The 15,248-nt window shown below is 58.5% G+C and carries 18 protein-coding genes and 1 pseudogene; 7 read left to right on the top strand and 12 right to left on the bottom strand.

Features of this window, described 5'->3' with window-relative positions; genetic code table 11:
• Positions 1 to 35 precede the first annotated feature (35 nt).
• Positions 36 to 806: a meso-2,3-butanediol dehydrogenase gene (budC, locus tag NBH21_RS21300; RefSeq protein WP_250914872.1), complete on the top strand. Its 771-nt coding sequence runs from the start codon at positions 36 to 38 to the stop codon at positions 804 to 806.
• Between the two features lie 56 nt (positions 807 to 862).
• Here the strand turns inward: budC and NBH21_RS21295 are convergent, their stop codons facing one another.
• From NBH21_RS21295 to NBH21_RS21265, 7 genes are all read right to left on the bottom strand, one after another.
• On the bottom strand, positions 863 to 1,297 hold the full coding sequence (locus NBH21_RS21295; RefSeq protein WP_112682971.1) for a DoxX family protein: 435 nt from the start codon (positions 1,295 to 1,297) through the stop codon (positions 863 to 865).
• A gap of 182 nt (positions 1,298 to 1,479) precedes the next feature.
• Positions 1,480 to 2,256 (bottom strand): SDR family oxidoreductase, encoded by a 777-nt coding sequence (locus tag NBH21_RS21290; protein ID WP_250914873.1) that lies wholly within the window; start codon positions 2,254 to 2,256, stop codon positions 1,480 to 1,482.
• A gap of 11 nt (positions 2,257 to 2,267) precedes the next feature.
• Complete coding sequence (locus NBH21_RS21285) at positions 2,268 to 2,714, bottom strand: ester cyclase (protein WP_250914874.1); 447 nt, start codon at positions 2,712 to 2,714, stop codon at positions 2,268 to 2,270.
• 25 nt (positions 2,715 to 2,739) lie between these two features.
• Complete coding sequence (locus NBH21_RS21280) at positions 2,740 to 3,513, bottom strand: SDR family NAD(P)-dependent oxidoreductase (protein ID WP_250914875.1); 774 nt, start codon at positions 3,511 to 3,513, stop codon at positions 2,740 to 2,742.
• A 73-nt stretch (positions 3,514 to 3,586) separates the two neighbouring features.
• Positions 3,587 to 4,195 (bottom strand): NAD(P)H:quinone oxidoreductase, encoded by a 609-nt coding sequence (gene wrbA / locus NBH21_RS21275; RefSeq protein WP_154962234.1) that lies wholly within the window; start codon positions 4,193 to 4,195, stop codon positions 3,587 to 3,589.
• A gap of 165 nt (positions 4,196 to 4,360) precedes the next feature.
• Positions 4,361 to 4,957, bottom strand: coding sequence for an NADPH-dependent F420 reductase (locus tag NBH21_RS21270; protein ID WP_250914876.1), 597 nt, complete (start codon positions 4,955 to 4,957; stop codon positions 4,361 to 4,363).
• 27 nt (positions 4,958 to 4,984) lie between these two features.
• Positions 4,985 to 5,881: a pirin family protein gene (locus NBH21_RS21265; protein ID WP_250914877.1), complete on the bottom strand. Its 897-nt coding sequence runs from the start codon at positions 5,879 to 5,881 to the stop codon at positions 4,985 to 4,987.
• A gap of 99 nt (positions 5,882 to 5,980) precedes the next feature.
• On the opposite strand from NBH21_RS21265, the gene NBH21_RS21260 reads away from it, so the two are divergent.
• Positions 5,981 to 6,895: a LysR family transcriptional regulator gene (locus NBH21_RS21260; RefSeq protein ID WP_250914996.1), complete on the top strand. Its 915-nt coding sequence runs from the start codon at positions 5,981 to 5,983 to the stop codon at positions 6,893 to 6,895.
• A 43-nt stretch (positions 6,896 to 6,938) separates the two neighbouring features.
• Positions 6,939 to 7,091: a hypothetical protein gene (locus NBH21_RS21255; RefSeq protein WP_210059102.1), complete on the top strand. Its 153-nt coding sequence runs from the start codon at positions 6,939 to 6,941 to the stop codon at positions 7,089 to 7,091.
• A gap of 269 nt (positions 7,092 to 7,360) precedes the next feature.
• Here the strand turns inward: NBH21_RS21255 and NBH21_RS21250 are convergent, their stop codons facing one another.
• The 4 genes and pseudogenes from NBH21_RS21250 to NBH21_RS21235 all read right to left on the bottom strand — a co-directional run bounded on the left by NBH21_RS21250 (position 7,361) and on the right by NBH21_RS21235 (position 9,220).
• Positions 7,361 to 8,296 (bottom strand): recombinase zinc ribbon domain-containing protein, encoded by a 936-nt coding sequence (locus NBH21_RS21250; RefSeq protein WP_250914878.1) that lies wholly within the window; start codon positions 8,294 to 8,296, stop codon positions 7,361 to 7,363.
• 98 nt (positions 8,297 to 8,394) lie between these two features.
• A pseudogene (locus NBH21_RS26180) lies at positions 8,395 to 8,445 on the bottom strand (hypothetical protein); the annotation flags it as partial.
• 138 nt (positions 8,446 to 8,583) lie between these two features.
• Positions 8,584 to 8,988 (bottom strand): recombinase family protein, encoded by a 405-nt coding sequence (locus NBH21_RS21240; protein WP_250914879.1) that lies wholly within the window; start codon positions 8,986 to 8,988, stop codon positions 8,584 to 8,586.
• A gap of 16 nt (positions 8,989 to 9,004) precedes the next feature.
• Positions 9,005 to 9,220 (bottom strand): hypothetical protein, encoded by a 216-nt coding sequence (locus tag NBH21_RS21235; RefSeq protein ID WP_250914880.1) that lies wholly within the window; start codon positions 9,218 to 9,220, stop codon positions 9,005 to 9,007.
• A 297-nt stretch (positions 9,221 to 9,517) separates the two neighbouring features.
• Here NBH21_RS21235 and NBH21_RS21230 point away from each other — a divergent pair, with 297 nt between their 5' ends.
• Together NBH21_RS21230 and NBH21_RS21225 are read left to right on the top strand one after the other, a co-directional pair.
• Positions 9,518 to 9,817 carry a type II toxin-antitoxin system TacA family antitoxin gene (locus NBH21_RS21230; protein WP_250914881.1) on the top strand — a complete coding sequence of 100 codons (300 nt, stop codon included), beginning with the start codon at positions 9,518 to 9,520 and terminating at the stop codon, positions 9,815 to 9,817.
• 3 nt (positions 9,818 to 9,820) lie between these two features.
• Complete coding sequence (locus NBH21_RS21225; RefSeq protein WP_250914882.1) at positions 9,821 to 10,345, top strand: GNAT family N-acetyltransferase; 525 nt, start codon at positions 9,821 to 9,823, stop codon at positions 10,343 to 10,345.
• 159 nt (positions 10,346 to 10,504) lie between these two features.
• Here NBH21_RS21225 and NBH21_RS21220 read toward each other — a convergent pair.
• Positions 10,505 to 11,631, bottom strand: a protein-coding gene (locus NBH21_RS21220) for an IS3 family transposase (RefSeq protein WP_250914883.1) whose coding sequence is annotated in 2 segments (ribosomal slippage) — positions 10,505 to 11,406 and positions 11,406 to 11,631 — 1,128 coding nt in all. Because the reading frame shifts where the segments join, the coding sequence is not laid out codon by codon here.
• Between the two features lie 59 nt (positions 11,632 to 11,690).
• Between NBH21_RS21220 and NBH21_RS21215 the strand changes: the two genes are divergently transcribed.
• Both NBH21_RS21215 and NBH21_RS21210 read left to right on the top strand, forming a co-directional pair.
• Positions 11,691 to 12,692: a DUF4238 domain-containing protein gene (locus NBH21_RS21215; RefSeq protein WP_250914884.1), complete on the top strand. Its 1,002-nt coding sequence runs from the start codon at positions 11,691 to 11,693 to the stop codon at positions 12,690 to 12,692.
• Positions 12,693 to 13,267: 575 nt separating this feature from the next.
• A complete protein-coding gene (locus NBH21_RS21210; protein ID WP_250914885.1) occupies positions 13,268 to 15,154 on the top strand; it encodes a sigma-54-dependent Fis family transcriptional regulator in 1,887 nt (628 codons plus the stop codon).
• Positions 15,155 to 15,248: the final 94 nt, after the last annotated feature.

Raw genomic sequence — 15,248 nt, 5'->3', positions numbered from 1 at the left:
CGCGGCCTTCGCCACGGAGAATGAAGGAGTGTGTCATGTCAAAGCGATTTGATGGAAAGGTAGCAATCGTAACGGGCGGTGGTTCCGGTATCGGCGCCGCCATTGCTAACCGGCTTCTTGAAGAAGGAGCGTCCGTGATGATCTCCGGCAGGACGGAGAAGCGGTTGTCGGACGTTGCCTCCAAGATGCCGGCCGACCGCAGTGGCACCTTTGTCGCGAATGTTTCTTCACGGCCGGACTGCGACGCCCTTGTTGCCGCGACCGTGGAGCGCTTCGGCCGGATCGACACTGTCGTCAATGCCGCCGGCATGAATCTCGTCGGCACCATCGAAGAGACGAGCGATCAGGATTGGGACGAGTGCATTGCCTCTGACCTCTCCGGTGTCTTCTACATGAGCCGTGCAGCGGTCCCGCATCTGAAGGAGACCAAGGGTTCGATCGTCAACATCGGCTCCGTGTCATCCCTTGGTGGCGGCTGGAGCCATGCGGCCTATAATGCTGCAAAGGGTGGGGTTGCGAATTTGACCCGCTCAGCAGCCTGTGACCTCGGCAAGTTCGGTGTCAGAGCCAATACAGTGGCGCCCGGGCTTACTGTCACGGGAATGGTGGATGCTATCATGGATGACGACGCGCTTCTCGATAAGGCGTGGGACCGGATTCCGTTGCGACGGGCAGGCCAACCTGAAGAGATTGCCTCGGCGGTTGCTTTTCTTGCCAGTGATGAAGCGGCCTGGATCACCGGAATTGTCCTGCCTGTCGATGGGGGCCAGACCTGCACCGATGGCGGCCCGGAATGGGGCAAGTAAAAAGCACGAGAAGCCCGGACCATCGTCCGGGCTTTTCTTTTGATCGGGTGCTTCGCTTAGCGGCGGGCGTCGAGGCTGAAACGGCCTGCGCCGAACGCCACGACCTGGAGCAGGCCGCCGGCCATTGCGATGTTCTTGAAGAAGTGGATGAACTGGTTCAGGTCGCTGAGGTTGTTGTGGAACGTCAGTGCCGTGGCAACGCTGAACAGGGCAAGGATCAGAGCGACGATGCGGGTCTGGAAGCCGAGGATCAGGGCAATGCTGCCCAGGAGCTCAGTCACGACCGCTGCACCGTAGGACAGCGGCGGGAAGGGCAGGCCGACCATATTGATATAGCCGATCGTCCCAGCTGGATCAGAGATCTTACTGATTCCGGACAGAAGGAAGATTGCCGCCAGCAGGACGCGGCCGGTGAGAGGCGTGACGCCGTTGATGAGGGCCGAATGGGAGAGAGTTTCAACGCGCTGGGCGATTGCTTCGGAATAAGACATGGACGTTCTCCTTAAGTTTGGGGCGTAGCCACCGTGGCTGCGTCGTGGGGAGAAATTGCCATCATCCAAGCGAACGAAAAAGCTGGATAATATCGCCGATTATCGTCGAGAAAATCGAATGATGGAAGCAAAGAAAAACCCGCGCTTTTTGAGGGCGCGGGTCCGACTGGAGGGTCGAGAAATCAGATAACGGAGAGCAGCCCTCCATCCACGAGGAGCGTGGTACCAGACACATAGCTCGATAGGTCCGAGCCAAGGAAGGCGACAGCATCTCCGACTTCTGCCGGTTTGCCAAGCCGGCGAAGCGGCGTCCTCTGGCGAAAGCCCTCGGAGGCCTGTGCGATGCCGGGGCTGGTGCGAAGAAGCTCGGTGTCGATGGTGCCGGGTGCGACTGCATTGACGCGGATTCCGTCAGGGCCAAGAGCGTCGGCCAATGATTTGGCCATCAGCACAACGCCGCCCTTGCTGGTCGAGTAGGCGACGGTGATGCCGGCGCCAGAGATCCCGCCCATGCTTGCCATGAGGACAATGCTGCCCTGCTTGTTGAGTGCTTTCATCTGACGCGCAGCTGCCTGCGCTCCAAATAGCGGGCCATCGAGATTGACAGACATCAGGCGGCGGTAATCGTCTTCCGGAACCTCCGCCCCGTCTGTCTTCAGCGTAATGCCTGCATTTGCGACCATGACATCGACGCCGCCGAATTCTTCTGCCGCCGCAACGAGGGCGTCGTTGTCAGCCTTGCGGCTGACGTCTGCTTTCACGAAGACGGATTTTGCCCCCAGTTTTCTGATCTCGGAGGCAGTCGGTTCACCGCCTTCGCGCGGTGCTTCCACGACGTCAGAGACGATAACTGCTTTGGCGCCATGTTCGGCAGCCCGGATGGCGATCGCACGGCCAATGCCGCTTGATGCGCCGGTTACGATGACGACCTTGCCGTCGAGAATGTTGCTGTTGCTCATTGTGGTGATCCTTAATGTTCCGGCACTTTGGGAGCCGAGGAGGGCAGGGCGTCGAGTTGTTGCAGAAGATAATAGAGGTTGGCCACGCCCCAGTGTTCGACGATCTGGCCGTCGCGAATGCGCATGGCGTCGACGGTTTCGAACTTGATCTGGCGGCCCGTTGGCGCGATCCCAAGGACGACGCCCTGATGCGTGCCGTGATAGGTCTTGAAAGTCGTCACGATGTCGCCGTCGACCGCTTGCCAGTGAATTTCGGCGTGGAAGTCCGGGAAGGCTTCGCGCAGAGCATGGTAAAGGCGGCGGGCTCCTTCCTTGTCTGGCGTCCCCCCAGGCTGCGGTGTGTGGTCCAGAAAGTCTTCGGCGAAAAGCTGGTCAAAGAGCTCGAAATTACCGCCGGACTGCACCTCGAGTGTGTTACGGCGGACGACTGCTTTCAATGCTTCGTTTTGGTCAGACATGGGATGTTCCTTTCAAGATTGAGCGTCAAAGTTCGAAGCCACCAATCGTCATGCCGCCATCGACGGTCAGCATGTGTCCGGTGACATAGGAGGTGGCTTCGGAGGCAAGCCAGATTGCCGCGGCCGCGATTTCCTCCGGCCTGCCGCCGCGTTTGGCAGGAATGGCGTTTTGAGCGAGTGCGGCAAAGGCGGGGTTTTGTTGGCTGTTTGCCACAACCATTGGCGTTTCAGTCCAGCCGGGCGCAATCGCGTTGACGCGGATGCCGTGCGCCGCATTTTCCATCGCGACAACCCGGGTCAGCCCTTGCACGCCATGCTTTGAAGCAGCGTAGGCACTCATGCCTCCTAGTCCCGTCAAAGCAGCGACCGAAGCTGTGTTTACGATCGAGCCACCGCCACTGCGCTTGATCAACGGGATCTGGTACTTCATCCCGAGAAAAACACTTTGCAGATTGACGGCGATCACCCGTTGAAAATCCTCAAGAGCATAGTCTTCGATGCGCTTCGCAGGGCCGGTTATACCCGCATTGTTGAAGGCCGCATGGAGACAGCCGGATGTAGAACCGATCTGCTCGATCCATCCGACGACCTGGAGTTCGCTTGCTACGTCAAGTTCGGTTGTGAACACCCTGCCATCTTCGGCTCGGATGAGCTCTGCAGTTTGGGTGAGCGCGGCGGCATCGCGATCAGCCAGATGTACTGTTGCGCCGTCGCGAGCGAGCCCAAGTGCTATCGCCCGACCGATCCCAGAGCCTGCACCGGTGACCGCGACAACCTTGTTTGAGAAAAGCGAGGACATGACTTCTCCTTACCAGCCGATCGCAATCGGCTGGTCTGGTTGGAGCTGAATTTTAAGATTGATTTAGGCGGGTTTAGTTGCGGGCAGCGACAAGAGCAGCTGCAGTGCGGGCGACGATCTCGCCCTGGTGGAAGGCACCCGCGAGATCGATCTGCGAAGGCTGGCGCGACCCGTCGCCACCGGCAACTGTCGTTGCCCCGTAAGGAGCGCCACCAACAATTTCTTCAGTGCTCATCTGGCCCTGGTGGCTATAGGGCAGGCCGACGATGATCATGCCAAAGTGCATGAGGTTGGTGATGATCGAGAACAGGGTGGTTTCCTGTCCGCCATGCTGGGTGCCGGTCGATGCGAACGCTGCGCCCACCTTGCCGTTGAGAGCTCCCCGTGCCCACAGGCCACCGGCCTGGTCGAGGAAGGCCGCCATCTGCGACGACATCCGCCCGAAGCGTGTTCCGGTACCGACGATGATCGCGTCATAGTCGGCGAGTTCCGCTACCGTCGCAATCGGTGCGTCCTGGTTGATCTTGAAATGAGCCTTTTCGGCAATTTCGAGCGGGACAGTTTCCGGGACGCGCTTGATCGTCACATCGGCGCCGGTGCTTCGTGCGCCTTCAGCGATTGAGCCCGCCATTGTCTCGATGTGGCCGTAGGACGAGTAGTAGAGAACGAGAACCTTGGTCATTTCTGTAACTCCGTGGGTATGTTGGTGTCGATGAAAGCAACATCTGTTTTTTCATCGTTCGATAAAAGCTGCATAATTTGATCCATAGCGTTCGATTTAATCGACTGTATGTGGCGCCAGAGATCCAAAATTGCCTTCCCTGTAATCGCTCTCTATGGAACGATTTCAGTCCTTCAGCAGGTTGAGCGCGACCAGCGGCTGCCCGAAATGCTGAAGGGACCCGGAGGCTTTGAAACTGCCTAGATCAGACGGAGCGAAACCCAGACGAGCAATGAGGTCTGCTACCTTCTTGCTGGCCTCCGGATAGTTACCTGATAGGAAGAGAACGCGCTTTCCACTCGTTTTCTCCGGATCGGCAGCCAGAACGGCGGCCGGGAGGGTGTTGAACGCCTTGACAAGCTGGGCGCCGGGAAAAAGCTCTGCGACGATCTCCGATGATAGTCGGCCACCGAGGTCGCGCGGTTTGAAGGCGGGAAAGTCAATTGCATTTGTCGCATCGACGATCGTGCGGCCATCCCAGGCAGTCTTTCTGCGGGCGACGTCCGGCACGGCGTCGTAAGGCACGGCCAGAATAAGGACGTCCGACTGAAGAGCCTGATCGAGTTCGACCGCCTCCACCTTGGTATCGAACTTCTCGGTGATTGACTGAAGCGAAGCCGGACCGCGGGTATTGGCGATAACGGCATACACGCCTGCTGCATGAAAACGTTCGGCCAGTGCAGAGCCGATCGCACCGGAACCGATGATTGCATAGGTCGTCATGGTATTTCTCCTTGGTTGTATTTGATTTCAGGTGAAGTTGTCGGGGAGGGGAATGAACTCGTCGTCGCCGGGCACGCCGGGGAATTGTCGTTCGCGCCACTGGTCGGCAGCATGGCGAATGCGCTCCTGGTCCGTGGCCACGAAATTCCAGCGGATGAACCGCTTTTCAGGAAGCGGCTCGCCTCCGAAGGCAAGAAACCGGGCTGGATGGTTCGCTTTCACCACGATCTCGGCGCCCGGCTTGAACACGATGAGACGATCCGGACCATATGTACCGTCTTGCCCGATGATCTCGATTGTACCGGTGACGACGAAGATCGCTCGCTCGATATGCTCTCCGTCGATCCTGTAGCGGGCTCCAGCCTGAAGTTGGATCTCTGCAGAGAAGAGGTCAGAGAAGGTTCTGGCAAGTGAGCGCCGTCCGTGCAGGTTGCCGGCGAGAAGCTTCATATCGATGCCCTCGCCATTGATCGTTGGCAGTTCATGGGTGCCAAGGTGCTGAAAGAGCGGCCCAATCTCTTCCGATTGTTTAGGGAGAGCGATCCAGCTCTGCAGGCCCGTGAGTTTGCCGCCGTCCTTGCGGATATGTTCCGGCGTCCTCTCCGAGTGGACAATGCCGGAACCGGCGACCATCAGATTGACTTCCCCGGGGTTGATCGCCTGCACGTAGCTTTCGCTGTCACGATGCAGCAGCTCACCTTCTAGAAGGTAAGTGAGTGTTGAAAGGCCGATATGTGGGTGAGGGCGGGTATCAATCCCTTCTCCAGCACCGAACCGCACAGGTCCGAAACTGTCGAGAAATATGAACGGCCCGACCATCTGGCGCATGGCTGCGGGCAGGGCCCGGCGGACGGAGAAGCCTCCGAGGTCACGGGTCGAGGGCAGGATAACCTGCGCTATGTCAGCGTTCGACAAATAAGACATTGTCAGCTCCGGCGGTTGAATTCGATGGATTGAAGGTAGGCCCACTAGACGTTTCGGAAAACTGAGATAATTTTGACGAAAACGTTCGAGGAATTGGAAATGTCAGACCCCGGCCAGCCGACGCTGGATCAGCTCAGAGTTTTCATCACGGTCGTCGAGACAGGCAGCTTTGCGGCCGCGTCCAGGAAGCTCAACCGTGCTACTTCTGTGATCAGCTACACGATTGCCAACCTCGAAACGCAGTTGGGTGTCACGCTCTTCGACCGGCTCTCAACGAAGAAGCCGCAGCTGACGTTGGAGGGGAGGACGGTCCTCGCTGAAGCTAAGGGCGTCGCCCATGGCATCGACAATCTCCGGGCTAAAGTTAAAAGTATGCTCCGCGGCGTGGAGCCGGAGGTGCACCTCGCGCTGGACGTCATGCTACCTGCCGCCCGCGTCATGGACGCCTTGAAAGCTTTTCGAAAAGAGTTTCCCAGCGTATCTCTTCGGCTTTATGTCGAAGCCTTGGGCGCCGTGACGCAGATTGTGCTCAATCGAACCGCCGCGATCGGCATCAGTGGCCCACTTGATGTCGAAATCGCGGGCCTGGAGCGCATCGGGGTGGGCTTCGTAAAGCTGATCCCCGTCGCCTCGCCGGATCATCCCTTGGCGGGTGGTTCTCATCCTCCGGGCGCGGCCCGAGGTCATATCCAGCTGGTCTTGACAGACAGATCACCTCTTACCCAAGGGCACGAGTTTGCTGTTGTCGGGAACCATACGTGGCGCCTCGCTGATCTTGGCGCCAAGCACATGCTGCTAAAGGAAGGCATTGGCTGGGGCAACATGCCCGAACCAATGGTGAGAGATGATATACAGGCAGGGCGTCTGGTGCACCTTGATCTCCCTGACTGCAAGGGCGGTCCTTATCGCCTTCAGGCTGTTTACCGAACGGACACACCTCCAGGACCGGCCGCCCGCTTCTTGATCGACCATTTCCAGAGCCAAGATATTGATGATCCAATAGCGGCTGGTTAGGACTTTGGAAAATGCCACAGTCGGGAATTGCAGTGGCGCTGCCATGACCAATGCACTCGAAGACACCAATCGTCGCAGCTTCATCGCTTTCGCTCTGGCCGCCAGCACTGTCGACGTCGCCATTGCGGACACAAGCGCAGCGAACGCCGCCAGCAAAGCTTCGGCTACGGAGAACAAAAAGCACCAGCATGCGTAATTGGCGCCGAAGCGTAGCGCCCTTTCAGCGTCTATGAATGCCCCCAGTCCGTAGGAACCTGCGGCTTGATCTATATGTTCTTCGGCCGGCGAAGAGGGCATTCGGCGTCTGTGGCAGGGGCAACTGAACGCGAATGGGCCGATCTCCGCAACACACCTCACCGTGCTGGACAGCTTGGAAAGTACGGAGAAATTCCATAACACATCTTATCTGGCAAAAAGCCCAGTTCGTCGCTGCACAAGTGAGACTTCGTACAAGTCTAGGTGCAATCAGGCCCCCGCAACCATCTTTACTTGCGACTTGCCCGCCCCTTCGGCGGGCTTTTGCGTTTTTACCGATAGCGTCAGGATTCCAGCGAGATCACCGCGAACGTCGATCTCGAGTTTGCCTTTGACGGGCGTCAGGATGATGTCCTCGACAAGTGAACGGATTACGTTCGCCGCTTCAATACGCTTCTCCTCGGAGTCGTCCTGGAGCGTTTCGTAGAGTTGCTGAACTCGCTTACGATATTGCTGCGCCATTGCAGGATGCAGAAGGGGAGGCGGCTCGTCCGCGGTCGTGAGGAATGCGCTGAGCTCGGCCTTGCGGAGCTTCAACAGATCGCCACGTTCCTTCACGGCTTCGATGGAGATGGCCTCTTTAAGATAGAGGTCCATCAACCGGCCTTCCTCCCGGCTGATCTTCTCAATCTCAGCTTGAGCCGCATCGATATTCGCGCGGCTTTCCATGCGCAGACGATTTGTCTCCTGTGTATAGGCGTCGCAGAACTCCGCAAAGATCGCTGGATCAAGCATCCGGTTTCGGAGCGCGTTGAGCACGCGCGATTCCAACTCGTCGCGGCGAATGTTGACACGGTTGTCGCAGGTGTCCTTGTTCCGCGCGGTCGAGCAGCCGATCAGATTTACCGAGATCGCCGAATAGCCGCCTCCGCAGTAGGCGCATTTGGTAAGCCCTGAGAAGAGGTACTTGGGTCGACGGCGCGTGTTGATGACGGCGACATCGGCGTGGCCGGTTGCGCCGGGCTCGATCCTGTTCTCTCCTTGACGGACCTTTACTGTCTGCCACAGTTCGTCGCCGATGATGCGCAGTTCAGGCGCCTCCTGAACGACCCATTCTGACTCCGGGTTGGGCCGCGCTTGGCGCTTGCCCGTATCGGGATCCTTGACGAAGCGCTGACGGTTCCAGACAATCTCGCCGATATACATCTCGTTGTGAGGATGCCGTTCCCGCGTTTCGGGTTGCCGTTGATCGTGCTGAAGCCCCAGTCGCCCCCGGAAGGGGCCGGTATTCCCTCCTTGTTGAGCGCGAACGCGATGGTCTTGGCAGACTTTCCGGCCGCGTAGTCACGGAATATCCGTTCTACGACCCTGGCCTGGGCCTCGTTGATGGTGCGGTCACCGCGAATAGGCTCGCCATTGCCGTCCAGCTTTTTGACGACATCGTAGCCGTAGGCGTTCCCGCCGCCCGATTTGCCGGCCTCGACCCGCCCGCGCTAACCGCGGCGCGTCTTGTCGGTCAGATCCTTGAGAAACAGGGCGTTCATTGTGCCCTTGAGGCCAATATGAAGATGCGAAACTTCACCTTCGGACAGTGTGAAGATCTTTACGCCCGAATAGGACATCCGCTTGAACAAGCCGGCGATGTCTTCCTGATCGCGCGACAGGCGATCCATCGCCTCGGCCAGGATCAGATCGAAACGACCGCGCGTGGCATCCGAGATCAGCGCCTGAATGCCGGGTCGAAGAAGGGAAGCGCCCGAGATCGCGTGATCGGTGTATTCCTCTACGATGTGCCAACCTTGCTTCTCCGCGTGAAGCCGGCACATGCGGAGCTGGTCCGCGATGGAAGCATCGCGTTGATTGTCGGAGGAATAGCGGGCGTAAATGGCGACTTTCAATTGGGGTCTCCCGTCTTCAGGAGCCGTCCGAACCCCGTTTGTTCGACTGCGCCTCGAAATTCTGACGAGCCATCTGCCTGCCGAGCAACCGGGCGAGTTGCACGAGACGGGGATCTGGATTGCCGCGCGGGGTAAGTGCCAGTTCTGGCGCGTCCAGAAGCATCGCTGCGAGCAGCTCTTCGCGCTCGCTTTCCGATACCCCAGTCCCTGATGGGCGTGCTTTCTGGCTCATGCCCCGCAAAATTCACGCTAAAACCCTGATAAACAACTGAATTCAAAGGTGAGCAGGCGGCGATGGTCGGGGCGGATGCGCGCGTCACGGAGCAGTCCAGCGAAGCATATCGTATGCTGGCATAGTGAAATGACCTACGAAAACTCCGTGAAACCGATCCGTGGCGCATATAAACTTCTCGGTGACCATCCTCCCGCGCTAATTCCATAATGGCAAGGCAGATCGTGAACGAGATTGATAGTATCGTATTGCATTTCGCGCTACAAGTCGCTATTTTCCCCGTAAAGGAGATAAGTTATGGTCGCCACTGTCGAACGCAAGGAATACCCGATCTCAATGCGCTTGCCTGAAGCAGACGTCGCAATGATCGATCGTGCGGCAAGCCTGCGCGGCCGCTCACGAACCGATTTCGTGCGGGAGGCCGCTGTGCGCGCCGCAGAAGAAGTTGTTATGGAGCAGGGGCTCATCCGCATGAGCCCGGAAGGCTTCGCTGATTTTATGGGTGTCTTGTCCCTACCGGCCGCTCCTGTTCCCGAGATGGTGGAACTGGCCAGGCGGCCTGCGCCATGGGAAGCCGGTTACGAGCCGAAGCGATAAGCCGTGGCTTTATCGGCTCCAGAACCGCTCACGGCGGCGCATGATGTTTCCGAGTTTTCCTGCAGTAAACCGACGCTCGATCATTGGCTGAAGACGCGCGCGCTTTCCAATCAGGAGAAAGGTTTCACTGCGGTTCTCGTCGTTCACGAGGCCTGGCGCGTCGTCGGGTATTACGGCTTGGCGCCGACCGCTGTCGTTCCTGCGATCCTGCCGCGCTCGATCCGCACCGGGCAGCCGCCCGATCCGGTTCCCTGTCTTCTCCTCGGCCAGCTTGCCACGGACACGGAATGGGCGGGGAGAGGCATCGGTACAGCTCTGGTGAAACATGCCCTTGAGCGATGCGTCCAGGCCGCCGCTCTGATCGGCGGGCGGGCGTTGATGGTCAACGCCGTCGATCACGAAGCGGCTCAGTTTTGGCAGCGCCGAGGTTTCATGCCCTCGAAGGACGATCCGCTCGTCCTGTTTCGCTCCATCGCCGCAATCGCCGCATCGCTGACGGAGGCGCGGTCGCAAGGGCAGGGCAAATAATCTGAAGTTTTCCCAAGCCAGGCAATTGGGCAAAAGGCATAACGAAGCATTTGATAATGGACCACGAAGACGACATTCTCGTTTCACAATATTCTGAGTATCGGAAAGCTCTCCGCGACATAGAACTGAATAGCCCCGAGTTTCGTAGACACCCTCGGGCTACGTTTTCTGTTGGCGCTCGAACTCGACCGACGACAGCATTCCGTTTCTGACGTGCTTGCGTTTCGGGTTGTAGAACATTTCGATGTAATCGAACACGTCCTGGCGGACTTCGTCTCGTGAGCGATAGACCCTGCGGCGTATGCGTTCACGCTTGAGAAGGTTGAAGAAGCTTTCGGCGACCGCGTTGTCGTGGCAGTTTCCACGACGGCTCATTGAATGAACCAGATTGTGGTGCTTCAAGAACGAAGCCCAGTCCATGCTGGTGAACTGCGAGCCCTGATCCGAATGGACCAGAACCTCGTTCTTCGGCTTGCGTCGCCAAACCGCCATGAGCAAGGCTTGCAGCACGATGTCCGTGGTTTGACGGCTCTGCATTGCCCAGCCGATCACCCGGCGGGAATAGAGATCGATGACGACAGCAAGGTAGGCGAAGCCCTCGCAGGTGCGGATATAGGTGATGTCTGTGACCCACGCTTTGTCCGCAGCTCCGACGTCGAACTGCCGGTCGAGCGCATTGTCGACAACGACAGAGGGTCGGCCGCCATATATGCCGGGACGGCGCTTGTAGCCGATCTCAGCTTTGATCCCGGCAAGCCGTGTCAGACGTGCGACGCGGTTCGGGCAGCACATCTCTCCCTGATCAAGCAGATCGTCATGAAGCTTGCGATAGCCATAGACCTTACCGCTCTCCTGCCAAGCCTGAAACAGTAGATCGGTCTGTCGTTTGTCTTTGCTGGCCCGTTTGCTCAACGGGTTCTTCAGCCAGGCATAGAATCCGCTCGGGTGAACATGAAGAAGCCGACACATCGCCCGCACCGAGAACCGCAGGCGATGCGGGGCAATGAACGCGTACTTCACTTTGCATCCCTGGCGAAGTACGCGGCCGCTTTTTTTAAGATGTCGCGTTCCTCGGTCACGCGAGCCAGTTCTCGCTTGAGCCGTCTGATCTCCTCGGCCTCATCGCTGCCCTTGCCGTTCGACGTGCCGAACTTCTTCTTCCACTCGTAGAGCGAATGCTGGCTGACCCCCAGCCGCTGAGAGACCTCCGCTACCGGATAGCCCCGCTCGGTGATCTGATGCACCGCGTCGCGTTTGAACTCTTCCGTGAAATTGGCTTTGCCCATGTAGGCCTCCTTGCCTCAGTCTTAGGGAAGAAGGCGTCTACAAATCTAGGGGCTATTCAATGATCGAGAGTCGTTCGATCGAGGACAGCGATGGCTGGAGCATCGTACAGATGCTTGCACTTCAGAAGGCGCGAACACTGCGGGCCGAGGAAGAGTACAACAACACGGCTGAAAAAATGACTCGCCTTTGGCTGCACGGTCGGGTCAGCGAGGAAGCACTCCGATCCGTCAAGATCGGGCTGAAGGATGCCGCCAATCACAACGTTGCAACAACCTTGGCGATGTGCCCTATCCTCTTTGATTTGAAGCAGTTCCTGATCATCAACGGGACGTCTATCCCGTTTATCATTGCCGACAATCCTGTTGTGCAAACAAACTGGTTCGGACGAGTCAGAGAGCCCCATCGAATGGGCGGCCTCACTCGCGCCGGTCTGCAAATGTTGATGCCACTTTCGCCTCGCTTCGCGGTGCTCTTACATGACCCGAACGTCTACGGAGCGGATGCCGATGGCAACGTCATCCGACTGAAAAGACGTGACGAGGTTGTAGCACTCAACGAGCTTCAGTGGTTGAACGCGCACAAGAACGTGTACTTTCCTCCCTCTTTTGCTGCCGATGACCTTGATTCCATAATGCGCATTTCACGGGCCGGAACTGCATTGGCAAATTTCACTCGAGCCGAACGCGTTGGCGACAGTTCAAGTTGGAAGATGACAGACAAGGATGAATTTGCGCCACCATCTGAAGGAGTGTCTTCTGAGCTTGTTCTCGTTTCGGGCGGATCTCTATCCAAAGACATTCGCTTGCGCGCGGTCCGTATTCGCAGCCGACCTCGCTATCACGACGACGGTTCCATCGGTTCGTTCGTCCGCGACCCTATTTGGGAGGTGATCGTCGACGACTTTGCAAGGATTGCCACCACACAGGAAATTACCTTGTCTGACTTCTGGGATTTTGTCGCCGACCATCCGTATGAGAACCAAGTCCGCCCGTGGCTGCGGAAGAGCGCACGACGTGGTAGGCGAAAGCTTCTGCGCCGAGCATCGTCAGGTTATATCTGATAGTTATTCGGCCAATATCGTTCATTCCATAATATGGTATTTACATTCTTGGACCCGTTTACCAAGGTGAAGCTCGTTACGCTACTGTACGAAATAGGCCGCTCCGGTCGCCGGTAAGAAGAATTTTTAGTAGGTCATTGGGCGGTTGCGACGATAACAAGTTAAGATTAAATCCTGCCCCCGCAACCCAAAATCCCTATGATGCCAAAGAGCCCCTCCGCGGGCTTTTTGCGTTTCTGGGTCTCGGAAACCGCAGTCTGTGCGATCAGATCCGCGATAACTGCCTTCTGCTCTAGGAAAGCCGGGTTTTTCTGGCCGCAGGCAAAGGCCAGATGCCGCCGGCCTCGTCTATGCGACCGACTACAATGCGGGGCTGGAAATCATCGAATACGGCGGCTGAACCGCAAGACGACAGCTTACCCTTCCTTTCCAACAAGATTGCGGTCACGGGCTTTTCATCCGGCGCCCGCTTCTGAGGCGGGCGTAAAGTCTTTACATTCCCCTTTCTTGATTGGCATATTCGAACATTGGGAAACGGAGGCGGTCTTTCTTCCGAGGGATCGCGGCATTGTTCGATGTCGTTTGCTGACCATGTCAGGGAAATCGAAAGCGTCAGCCAGGGTGTGCAGACCGGGCGTGACGATATCGTCGTGGAGTCCTGGCGGCGCTGCCTCGAGGATTACCAACTCGATCCCTCCCGCGCCCGCGAGGCGGTCATCGTCTCGGAGACCCTTCTGCGCGAGCACCGGCAGCAATCGGAGGATCTTGTCCGCATCGCCCGGTCCGGGCTGGAACGGCTCTATCATCAGGTTGCCGAGCAGAACTACGTGCTGCTTCTATCCGACCGGCAGGGCGTGACGGTCGAATTCCTCGGCGATCCCTCCTTCAACAACAACCTGCGCAAGGCCGGGCTCTTTCTCGGCTCGGAATGGTCGGAGCCGAGAGCTGGAACCTGCGCCGTGGGTGCCTGTATCGCTACCGGCGAGGCACTGACGATCCACCAGACCGACCATTTCGACATGACGCATACGCCACTTTCCTGCACGGCGGCACCGATCTATGACATGCATGGATCCCTGACGGCGGTGCTGGATATCTCGCTGCTCAGTTCGCCGATCCTGAAGACCAGTCAGAACATCGCGCGCCATTTCGTTTCCTCGACGGTGCGCCGGATCGAACTCGCCAATCTGATGGCGCACAGCCGCAACGATCTGGTGCTGCGCTTTGCGGCGGCACCTGAGTTTCTCGATGTGGATCCGGAAGCCGCCATCACGCTTGATGGCTCCGGCCGGATCAGCGGCATGACCCACGGAGGCGCGCGGATTCTCGCGACTTCCTGCGGTCTGGACTGGCGTCGCCCGCAGGACATCATCGGCCAGCCGGTGGTGCGCTTCTTCGATGCGGACGTCAACGAACTCGCCGCGCTCACCCGCAGCCGGCTGCCGCAGGACAGGCGCATCGCGATCCGCGATGGCAGCACGCTCTATGCCCATGCGATCGAACCGCAGCAGAAGACCCGGGGCGTTCCGCTTTCTTCCGAACGGTCCGCCGTTCCGGCCGTCGGCCGGCTCGGCGGCGATACGCCGGAAATGGATGCACTGCGTCGCAAGGTCACCCGGCTCGGGCGCACGTCGCTGCCCATCCTCATCCAGGGGCCGACAGGAACCGGCAAAGAATTCCTCGCGCGCATCATCCATGATGCGAGCGGATTGAAGGGCCGGTTCGTCGCGATCAATTGCGCCGCCATTCCCGACCAGTTGGTGGAAAGTGAGCTGTTCGGCTATCTTCCCGGCGCATTCACCGGTGCGCTGACCAAGGGGCGCAAGGGACTGGTCGAGGAAGCCGATGGCGGCACGCTGTTCCTCGACGAGATCGGTGACATGTCTCCGACCGCGCAAAGCCGGTTGCTCCGCGTGCTTGCAGAAGGAGAGGTACTGCCGGTTGGCGGTTCCGTGCCGCGCAAGGTGGATTTCCGGGTTGTCTCCGCTTCGCACCGGCCGCTATCTTCTCTGGTGGAGGAAGGCCTTTTCCGGGAGGATCTTTATTATCGCCTCAATGCGGCGATGCTCGTCCTGCCGTCGCTTCGCGACCGTGGCGATTTTCCCTGGCTGCTCGACCGTCTCCTGGAAAAGCACGGGACGGCCGGTAAGCCGTTGCGCCTTTCCGATGCGGCGCGCTGCGTGGTTCTCGGATATGACTGGCCGGGAAACATCCGCGAGTTGGACAATGCGCTGGCCTTTGCTGCCGCTCTCTGTGACGGAGGTCTGATCGAGGTTTCCGATCTTCCAGAGCATCTTGGCAGGACGCGTTCGTCGGCGCCGACAGACAAGCGTGAAGCCGAGCTTCGCGCCGTTCTCTCCGCCTGTGACGGTAATGTTTCGGAGGCGGCCCGGCGTCTCGGGATCGACCGCACCACGCTTCATCGGCAGATGCGGCGTTTCAATATCGGCAAGCTTCACTGAGGTGAGCATGGTGCCGCACCTGTGGCGCCACACTTGTCGCATCTCCCGGCGGAAAAGCATTGGCTTGCCGGATGAAAATCTAGGAAACAGCGGC

The organism is Ciceribacter sichuanensis (assembly GCF_024055605.1).
GTDB classification, from domain to species: Bacteria; Pseudomonadota; Alphaproteobacteria; order Rhizobiales; family Rhizobiaceae; genus Allorhizobium; species Allorhizobium sichuanense.
The sequence above is the reverse complement of the archived record's forward strand: the minus strand, read 5'-3'. Positions and strand labels throughout refer to the sequence as shown.

Excerpts from the sequence above, each read along its gene's own strand:
- NBH21_RS21290 (WP_250914873.1), bottom strand. The coding sequence starts at position 2,256 with ATGAGCAACAGCAACATTCTCGACGGCAAGGTCGTCATCGTAACCGGC.
- NBH21_RS21270 (WP_250914876.1), bottom strand. The coding sequence starts at position 4,957 with ATGACGACCTATGCAATCATCGGTTCCGGTGCGATCGGCTCTGCACTG.
- wrbA (WP_154962234.1), bottom strand. The coding sequence starts at position 4,195 with ATGACCAAGGTTCTCGTTCTCTACTACTCGTCCTACGGCCACATCGAG.
- NBH21_RS21265 (WP_250914877.1), bottom strand. The coding sequence starts at position 5,881 with ATGTCTTATTTGTCGAACGCTGACATAGCGCAGGTTATCCTGCCCTCG.
- NBH21_RS21250 (WP_250914878.1), bottom strand. The coding sequence starts at position 8,296 with ATGTATATCGGCGAGATTGTCTGGAACCGTCAGCGCTTCGTCAAGGAT.
- NBH21_RS21285 (WP_250914874.1), bottom strand. The coding sequence starts at position 2,714 with ATGTCTGACCAAAACGAAGCATTGAAAGCAGTCGTCCGCCGTAACACA.
- NBH21_RS21230 (WP_250914881.1), top strand. The coding sequence starts at position 9,518 with ATGGTCGCCACTGTCGAACGCAAGGAATACCCGATCTCAATGCGCTTG.
- NBH21_RS21260 (WP_250914996.1), top strand. The coding sequence starts at position 5,981 with ATGTCAGACCCCGGCCAGCCGACGCTGGATCAGCTCAGAGTTTTCATC.
- budC (WP_250914872.1), top strand. The coding sequence starts at position 36 with ATGTCAAAGCGATTTGATGGAAAGGTAGCAATCGTAACGGGCGGTGGT.
- NBH21_RS21235 (WP_250914880.1), bottom strand. The coding sequence starts at position 9,220 with ATGAGCCAGAAAGCACGCCCATCAGGGACTGGGGTATCGGAAAGCGAG.
- NBH21_RS21215 (WP_250914884.1), top strand. The coding sequence starts at position 11,691 with ATGATCGAGAGTCGTTCGATCGAGGACAGCGATGGCTGGAGCATCGTA.
- NBH21_RS21295 (WP_112682971.1), bottom strand. The coding sequence starts at position 1,297 with ATGTCTTATTCCGAAGCAATCGCCCAGCGCGTTGAAACTCTCTCCCAT.
- NBH21_RS21255 (WP_210059102.1), top strand. The coding sequence starts at position 6,939 with ATGACCAATGCACTCGAAGACACCAATCGTCGCAGCTTCATCGCTTTC.
- NBH21_RS21280 (WP_250914875.1), bottom strand. The coding sequence starts at position 3,513 with ATGTCCTCGCTTTTCTCAAACAAGGTTGTCGCGGTCACCGGTGCAGGC.
- NBH21_RS21210 (WP_250914885.1), top strand. The coding sequence starts at position 13,268 with ATGTCGTTTGCTGACCATGTCAGGGAAATCGAAAGCGTCAGCCAGGGT.